Source organism: Mangrovibacterium sp. (assembly GCF_059905295.1).
The window spans coordinates 21,280-28,683 of the sequence record NZ_JBZQJF010000180.1; the positions used below are offsets into that span (position 1 = coordinate 21,280).

Below are 7,404 nucleotides of genomic sequence, written 5' to 3' on the forward strand. Positions count from 1 at the left end.
TTATTAATTCTGTCATTGGTAGGACGAAGGAGGAAGCAATCCTTGAAATGTAGAATATCGAATAACCAATAAGAAATGTAGAAGTAAGAAAGCGCAATTCACCCAGAAGAACTGCGTTGTTGGCTTGGGTAAATATCCTTGCACAAAACACAATTTAGCACGGTCGAAATAGTTTAATAGAAAAACCTATTTTAGTTGAATGAAACCAGTTGTACTCCTGACCATCCTGCTCACTGTATGCTTCGGCTCCTATGCTCAATCGCTGAATGGTGTTTTGAGCGGCACGGTTACTGCATGGAATAATGAAGCTCTTTCCTCTGTCAACATCAGTTTGAAAGGATACCCCATTGGTACAACAAGCGATCCCAAAGGCCATTACACCTTACAAATACCGGCTAACCGATCGGTAACGGTTGTTTTTTCCATGATTGGCTTTCAAACACGGGAAAAGGAACTAACAGCCAAAGCAGGCGACGAGATTGAACTGAACATCCAACTGGCTGAAAGTAATGAACACATTAAGGAGGTAACCATTCGCCAGCAACGGGCACAGCAAAACATGTCGCGCATCGATCCGCAGTTTGGCGAAGTCATTCCCGATGCCTCATCAGGAGCTGTTGAAGCATTGATCAAAACTCTGCCGGGCGTATCGACCAACAATGAACTAAGTTCGCAATACTCGGTACGCGGAGGTAACTACGACGAAAACCTGGTGTATGTAAACGACATTGAAGTGTACCGCCCCTTTCTGGTTCGCTCAGGTCAGCAGGAAGGCCTCAGCTTCATTAATCCCGACATGGTCTCGTCAATTGAGTTCTCAAGTGGTGGTTTCGACGCCAAATACGGCGATAAAATGGCATCGGTGCTCGATATTCGCTATCGACAGCCCCGCAGCTTTGCCGGATCAGTTTCTGCCAGTATGCTCGGCGGAGCACTGCACCTTGAAGATGCCACGAAAAACCAAAAGCTGAGTTTCATTGCCGGTGCCCGCTACAAAACGAATCGCTATTTGCTGGGCAGCTTAGATGAAAAAGGTGACTACAACCCCGATTTTACCGATTTGCAAGCCTACATCACCTACCAGCTGTCGGATGCGTCCGATATCTCGTTTCTGGGGAACATTGCCCGAAACGATTACCTCTTCATTCCGCAAACCCGCACCACAACTTTCGGAACCTGGACACAGCCGCTGGAGACCAAAGTGTATTTCAACGGGCAGGAAAAGGATCATTTCAACACCAACCTGGGAGCATTGGCATTCAACTTTCACCCCGACAATCAGCTCAATTTAAAATTTATTGTTTCGGCTTTTAGCACACAGGAGCAAGTCAATTACGATATCGAAGGGCAATATTACCTGAATGAACTGGAGCGTGACTGGTCAACCGCGGGAACAGCCGATAGTATCCTCAACCTCGGCGTTGGAAGCTTTCTGAATCACGCCCGCAATCACCTCGATGCCAAAGTTTACAGCATGACACACAAAGGAGCTCTCAACCGCGAAGAACACTTACTGAACTGGGGTTTTAAACTGCAGCGTGAAGACATTACCGACAAGGTGAATGAATGGGTGATGCGCGACTCAACCGGTTACTCGCTGCCCTACTCTGCCACTGACCTGTGGCTGTACAGCAGCGCCAATACCAACAACCACATTTCAACATGGCAAGGCTCCGCCTATCTGCAGGACACCTGGGCCGTTCCGGTTGAATCGGGAAAATTGTTTTTCACCTCTGGCTTGCGGGCTAATTATCGCCAATACTCCGGTGAATTTCTACTTAGCCCCCGTGTTTCGACCAGCTATTTCCCCGACTGGGAGAAGCAGTTTATCTTTCACCTTTCCGGGGGACGCTACGTGCAACCGGCCTTTTTAAAAGAATTGAAAGATCGTAACGGAAACGTGTATCCGAAAACCAAGGCGCAAAAGTCGTGGCAGGTGGTTGCCGGCAGCGAATACTTGTTTCAGGCCTTAGATCGCCCATTCCGCTTTAAGTCGGAATTCTATTACAAGTATTTTTCGAGGCTCACACCATACCAAATCAACAATGTCCAGATTCAATACCTGGCCAACCAACAGGCCAAAGGCTATGCTGCCGGCCTGGACTTGAGTATCCACGGAGAATTTGTAAGCGGTGTTCAATCGTGGGCCAGCATTTCGCTGCTACAAACAAAAGAAAATATTGTTGGTGACGGCCATGGCTGGATACCACGGCCAACCGATCAGTTCCTGACCTTCAGCCTGTTCTTCCAGGATTATTTTCCGGGAGATCCAAGCTATAAAGTTCATCTGTCAGCCTTTTACGGATCGCGCCTCCCAACAGGACCTCCCAACGGCGAGCGCTACCAGGATACTTTCCGCATGCCCCCCTATCGCCGCATCGATATTGGCTTGTCAAAAACAATCATCAGCGCCGGCAACCTGCAAACGCAAAGCAAATTGCTGCAGAAGATTCAGGAAATGTCGCTTAGCCTTGAAGTGCTGAACCTGTTGGGAATTAACAATACAGTATCTTATTTCTGGGTAAGCAGCAATTATGGCGATATGTATGGTGTACCCAATTACCTGACCAAACGTAAACTAAATTTGCGGCTATCGATGAAATTTTAGTCGTACTTTTAATCAAAATTCAAAGCCATGAAACTTCCGCTTTTTCAAGTTGATGCTTTTGCAGAGGAGCTGTTTAAAGGAAACCCCGCAGCAGTCATACCGTTGGATAACTGGCTAACGGATCAACAGATGCAACAAATTGCCATGGAGAACAACCTCTCGGAAACTGCCTTCTTTGTTCCAACAACCGAAGGATTCGAGATTCGCTGGTTTACGCCCAAAGCTGAAGTGAAGCTTTGTGGCCATGCGACTTTAGCAACAGCACATGTGATCTTCGAAGAAGCAAAATATCCGCACGACGAAATTATTTTCACCAGCAAAAGCGGCACGCTACGGGTACGTAAAATCAGCGATAAATTACAGCTGGACTTTCCTGCTGATACCATCCACCCCATTGATGCTCCCAACCACATCTTCCAGGCAATCGGAAAACTTCCGAAAGAATGCTTTAAAGGGAAAACCGACTATCTGCTGGTTTTCGAAAACGAAAGACAGGTCCGGGAGATAATGCCCAATTTTGCACAATTGGCCCGCACTCAAGTCCGGGGTGTTATTGTTACTGCACCGGGTGAACAGGTTGATTTTGTGAGCCGTTTCTTTGCTCCGGGTGTCGGTGTTGATGAAGATCCGGTGACCGGATCGGCACATACTTCACTCACCCCTTATTGGGCCAAACGCTTGAGCAAAACAGAAATGAGCGCCCGACAACTTTCGCTGCGAGGTGGTGAATTAACTGTTAATCTGCAGAACAATCGTGTCCTGATTGCCGGAAAAACGAAAACCTTCCTCCGCGGGGAAATTTTCCTCTAGTTGCTGGTATTAGCCAATGACTTGACAATTGTAATGACTTCTGCTCTATCTGCTGTAAAACTTTTAAGTAGACCAACTGTTCTAGTAGGCTGAAAACAATAAACAGCCCGCCATGCCAACATACAGCCACACCAACGAACTGATTAACGAAACATCGCCTTATCTGTTGCAACATGCCCATAATCCGGTCAACTGGATGCCTTGGGGTGAAGCCGCTTTACAAAAGGCGAAAGATGAAAATAAGTTGTTGCTGATCAGCATCGGTTATGCTGCCTGCCACTGGTGTCACGTCATGGAACACGAATCATTTGAGGACGAACAGGTCGCCGAGCTAATGAATAAGCACTTCATCTGCATCAAAGTAGACCGAGAAGAACGCCCCGATGTGGATCAGATCTACATGACAGCCGTGCAGCTGATAACCCAACGAGGCGGCTGGCCCCTCAATGCCATTGCCCTGCCCGATGGTCGGCCAATCTGGGGCGGAACCTATTTTCAGAAAGATGTTTGGGTGAACAGCTTGCTGCAAGTTGCCGATTACCATACCAAATACCCGGAAAAGACAAGCGAATATGCTGAAAAATTAACGGAAGGCATTACGCAAAGTTCGTTGATTCCGGTAACAACCGACGTCCAGCAAATTGATTCATTGGCGCTGAGAAATTCAGTAGAAAAATGGCAAACCAGTTTCGATCTGCAGAATGGCGGAACCAAAGGAGCTCCTAAATTTATGATGCCGGTCAATTTACAGTTTTTACTACGTTGGACACACTAGGAGCCCAATGCAGCTGTTGAAACACACGTACTCACCACCTTGGAGAAAATGGCTTTTGGAGGCATTTACGACCATATTGGAGGGGGTTTTGCCCGCTACTCAACCGATTCGTTCTGGAAAGTGCCCCACTTCGAAAAAATGCTTTACGACAATGGGCAGCTTCTCAGCCTGTATGCCCAGGCCTACCGGAAATTCAAAAATGAATTGTACCGTCAGGTTGTTCGCGAAACCGTAGACTGGTTGAAAACGGAAATGCTTTCGCCCGAAAACGGATTCTATTCCTCGCTGGATGCCGATAGTGAAGGCATTGAAGGCAAATACTACGTTTGGCAACAAGCCGAATTGCAACAGCTGATCAAAGAGGAGTACTGGCTGTTTGCCAATTATTTCAATGTGAATGATGACGGTTATTGGGAGGATGGCAACTACATTTTATTGCGGCAGCAGAGTGATCTGGCATTTGCAAAATCGCACTCACTCGAACTGGATGAACTCCGGCTGAAAGTGACCAAATGGAAGACAAAACTCCGGAAAGCCCGCAGCAAGCGTGTACGACCAGGACTCGACGACAAAATCCTGACCTCATGGAACGCCCTCGTGATCAGTGGGCTGGTTGATAGTTTTAAAGCTTTTGGTGAAACTGAATACCTGGAGCTGGCTGAAAAAAATGTCGATTTTTTGTTGAATCACCTTCAACCTCAAGCGGGATTATTAGTGCACTCGTACAAAAATGGTCAGGCTAAAATCACAGCTTTTCTGGAAGATTATGCCTTGCTGATTCAAGCTTTAATCGACTTATTTGAGGTGACCGGCAAACAGGACTACCTGACACAAGCCGATCGCTTTTGTGAAACCTGCTTCCGGGAATTTTACGATGAAAAACGAACCATTTTCTTTTTCAGCAGCGACAACCAAACCGACCTGATCAGCCGCACAATTGAAGTACAGGATAATGTTATTCCATCATCCAATTCAGTTATGGCAAATAACCTGCTACGATTAGGCCATTTACTCGATAAGCACAGTTACTCGATTACCGCACGGGCCATGTTGCTTGTTGTCAGCGATAGCGTCCTGAACTATCCGCATGGGCATGCCAACTGGATGAACCTGGCCATGAGCTTTATCAAGAAGCTGTACGAAGTAGCTATTACCGGCGAAGGAGCCATTGCTCTTTCTCAGGAAATGCAGCAAAACTTCCTGCCCAACTGTATCTTCTGCCCGGGAAATTCGGAGCAGCTGCCATTACTTTACAACCGGATAACTCCGGAGCTAACCCGTATTTTTGTGTGTCAGGATCAAACTTGCCGACTACCGGTTGCAAGCGTTCCGGAAGCGCTTCGGTTAATTCAGTAATAAATCAAGTCCGTAACACATAGGGCTACTTCTATTCGAATCCGACGCCTAATCGTCTTCCAAAATTTGTTGTACCCGTCCAACTTCACCTGTTTCAAGGCGAACCTTAATACCGTGCGGATGGGTTGACGAATTTGTCAGAATCCGTTCAACGTATCCCTCTGTCAGCTCACCGCTGCGCTGATTGTGTTTCTCTACAATCATCACATGACTTTCAATTTTGATATCCGATCGTTTACGTCCGTCCATTTCAATTTATTTTTCACGAAAGTACAAAAAATAAAAGGCTGCCCTATTCAGGAACAGCCTTGCTTGATATATTTCAATCATCCTACTACTATAGAAATTTGCGGTAATAGTCCGCTTTTGCTTTATTATCAAAACGGGTGTAAATATTGGTCAGGTAAGTGGCATAGCTTTTCTTTTGCTCGATGTCCCAAAGTTTGGTAAAGCAATCCAACGATTTTTGAAAGTTCCCATTAATCACTTTCAATTCCTGTGTAAGATGCAAATACTGCATATGCGTATGCGTCTTTTCATAGGCTTTCATCTCAGCCTGGTAGCTTTCTTCAGCTCTTCGGTACAGCGTTTCGCCCAACCACTCCAATGCTGAAACATTCTTCGGATCAACCTGAATCAACTGACTGGCAACCTGCTCCTTTTCGGCGGCAGATCCATCGCGAAGCATTACTTTAAAATACGCAGCCAAATATTCAGCCTCTTTTTGTTGTTCCGGACTAAGTCTGTTCCAGGACGCTATGGCATTCTGATCATCCTTAAGCTCCGCATAAATTTCAAACAAACGGCCATTCACATCCGCAATAGCTTCTCCCGTAGGATATTTTGTGCGATAACGTTCCAACACCGTCATTTCTTTCGGAGTTTCATTCCTTGTCTTATAAATATTGGCCATGGCCAACTCCATTTCCGGATCTGAATAACCACCGTAATTAGCTAATCCAAACCATTTCTCAGCTAAATTTTTTTGATCAGCTTTCAGGGCTGTTTTAGCAGCTTTCGCATAATCGGCCGCTGCAACTTCATCACCTTTGGCAACACGCTCAGTAATATACTTATTCCATTCATCTGTTGCTGCCTGGTAGTTTCCTTCGGCAGCAAGCTGTTCGGCCTGATGTTGGCCTTCTACGACAAGTTTCCCTGTTGAACACGAAACTAAAAATACAGAAAGTACTACAACCAGTACTCCCATCCCTTTTGATACTATTTTCATTCTAATTTCCCCTTAAATAAATTATTCGAATAACATTCATTAGCTATTCTTCCCCCAACTGTGTGTTCAATCTTTTGGACAAATTTATTGCAAAAGCCATACCACACAAAGCAAAACCGATAATTTAAAAACATAATAAATAAGACAATCTCAGATATACACCTCAACACCAAGAGACTAAAACATCGTAATTATCAACATTGAAACTTCTGAAAGCACAAATTATTTCCGGGCTGTAATTATCAATATGAGAGATTCTTTTGCGAAATGAAATTATTGGCCCGTTTCATGAGTGGCTATCAGGAAATAAAAGATGCATGATTCCGGCGAATCACCAACAGGGATGAAAGTAAAAAGTTTTCCGGACATCAGGTTGTCATTGTTATCTGAAGTTGTCAGGTTGTCTTGGAACTTGAAACTTGAAACTTGAAACTTGAAACTTGAAACTTGAAACTTGGAACTCAGAAGAGACTTTCAAAAAAAATGGAAATTCGATCTATGGAAATTCGGAAATCAACTTGTTTGCAGCTCTTTTGTGCTATTCACAAGTATTTTTACAAACCTCGTATGGGGCGAATGGCAGCTGTTTTAGAACCATAGTAATCGACTTATACCACAAAACTG

General features: G+C 45.2%; 6 protein-coding genes. 4 read left to right on the top strand and 2 right to left on the bottom strand.

The features are described from left to right. The first annotated feature begins 199 nt into the window (after window positions 1-199). From AC37HE_RS09665 to AC37HE_RS09680, 4 genes are all read left to right on the top strand, one after another. Entirely contained in the window at window positions 200-2,608 is a 2,409-nt protein-coding gene (locus tag AC37HE_RS09665) for a TonB-dependent receptor (protein WP_500782626.1), read from the top strand. A 27-nt stretch (window positions 2,609-2,635) separates the two neighbouring features. Then, window positions 2,636-3,418 (top strand): PhzF family phenazine biosynthesis protein, encoded by a 783-nt coding sequence (locus AC37HE_RS09670; protein ID WP_500782627.1) that lies wholly within the window; start codon window positions 2,636-2,638, stop codon window positions 3,416-3,418. Window positions 3,419-3,530: 112 nt separating this feature from the next. After that, the gene (locus tag AC37HE_RS09675) at window positions 3,531-4,193 is read left to right on the top strand and encodes a thioredoxin domain-containing protein (protein WP_500782628.1); all 663 of its coding nucleotides are present in this window, start codon (window positions 3,531-3,533) and stop codon (window positions 4,191-4,193) included. Between the two features lie 48 nt (window positions 4,194-4,241). Then, window positions 4,242-5,549, top strand: a complete 1,308-nt coding sequence (locus AC37HE_RS09680) for a thioredoxin domain-containing protein (protein ID WP_500782629.1) — start codon at window positions 4,242-4,244, stop codon at window positions 5,547-5,549. A 48-nt stretch (window positions 5,550-5,597) separates the two neighbouring features. Here the strand turns inward: AC37HE_RS09680 and AC37HE_RS09685 are convergent, their stop codons facing one another. Both AC37HE_RS09685 and AC37HE_RS09690 read right to left on the bottom strand, forming a co-directional pair. Next, a complete protein-coding gene (locus tag AC37HE_RS09685; protein ID WP_500782630.1) occupies window positions 5,598-5,798 on the bottom strand; it encodes a YwbE family protein in 201 nt (66 codons plus the stop codon). An 88-nt stretch (window positions 5,799-5,886) separates the two neighbouring features. Further along, a complete protein-coding gene (locus tag AC37HE_RS09690) occupies window positions 5,887-6,780 on the bottom strand; it encodes a tetratricopeptide repeat protein (RefSeq protein WP_500782631.1) in 894 nt (297 codons plus the stop codon). Between the last annotated feature and the right edge of the window lie 624 nt (window positions 6,781-7,404).

What these genes read in the sequence shown, in the direction of transcription:
- AC37HE_RS09665 (WP_500782626.1), top strand. Translation starts at nt 200, where the DNA reads ATGAAACCAGTTGTACTCCTGACCATCCTGCTCACTGTATGCTTCGGC.
- AC37HE_RS09670 (WP_500782627.1), top strand. Translation starts at nt 2,636, where the DNA reads ATGAAACTTCCGCTTTTTCAAGTTGATGCTTTTGCAGAGGAGCTGTTT.
- AC37HE_RS09675 (WP_500782628.1), top strand. Translation starts at nt 3,531, where the DNA reads ATGCCAACATACAGCCACACCAACGAACTGATTAACGAAACATCGCCT.
- AC37HE_RS09680 (WP_500782629.1), top strand. Translation starts at nt 4,242, where the DNA reads ATGGCTTTTGGAGGCATTTACGACCATATTGGAGGGGGTTTTGCCCGC.
- AC37HE_RS09685 (WP_500782630.1), bottom strand. Translation starts at nt 5,798, where the DNA reads ATGGACGGACGTAAACGATCGGATATCAAAATTGAAAGTCATGTGATG.
- AC37HE_RS09690 (WP_500782631.1), bottom strand. Translation starts at nt 6,780, where the DNA reads ATGAAAATAGTATCAAAAGGGATGGGAGTACTGGTTGTAGTACTTTCT.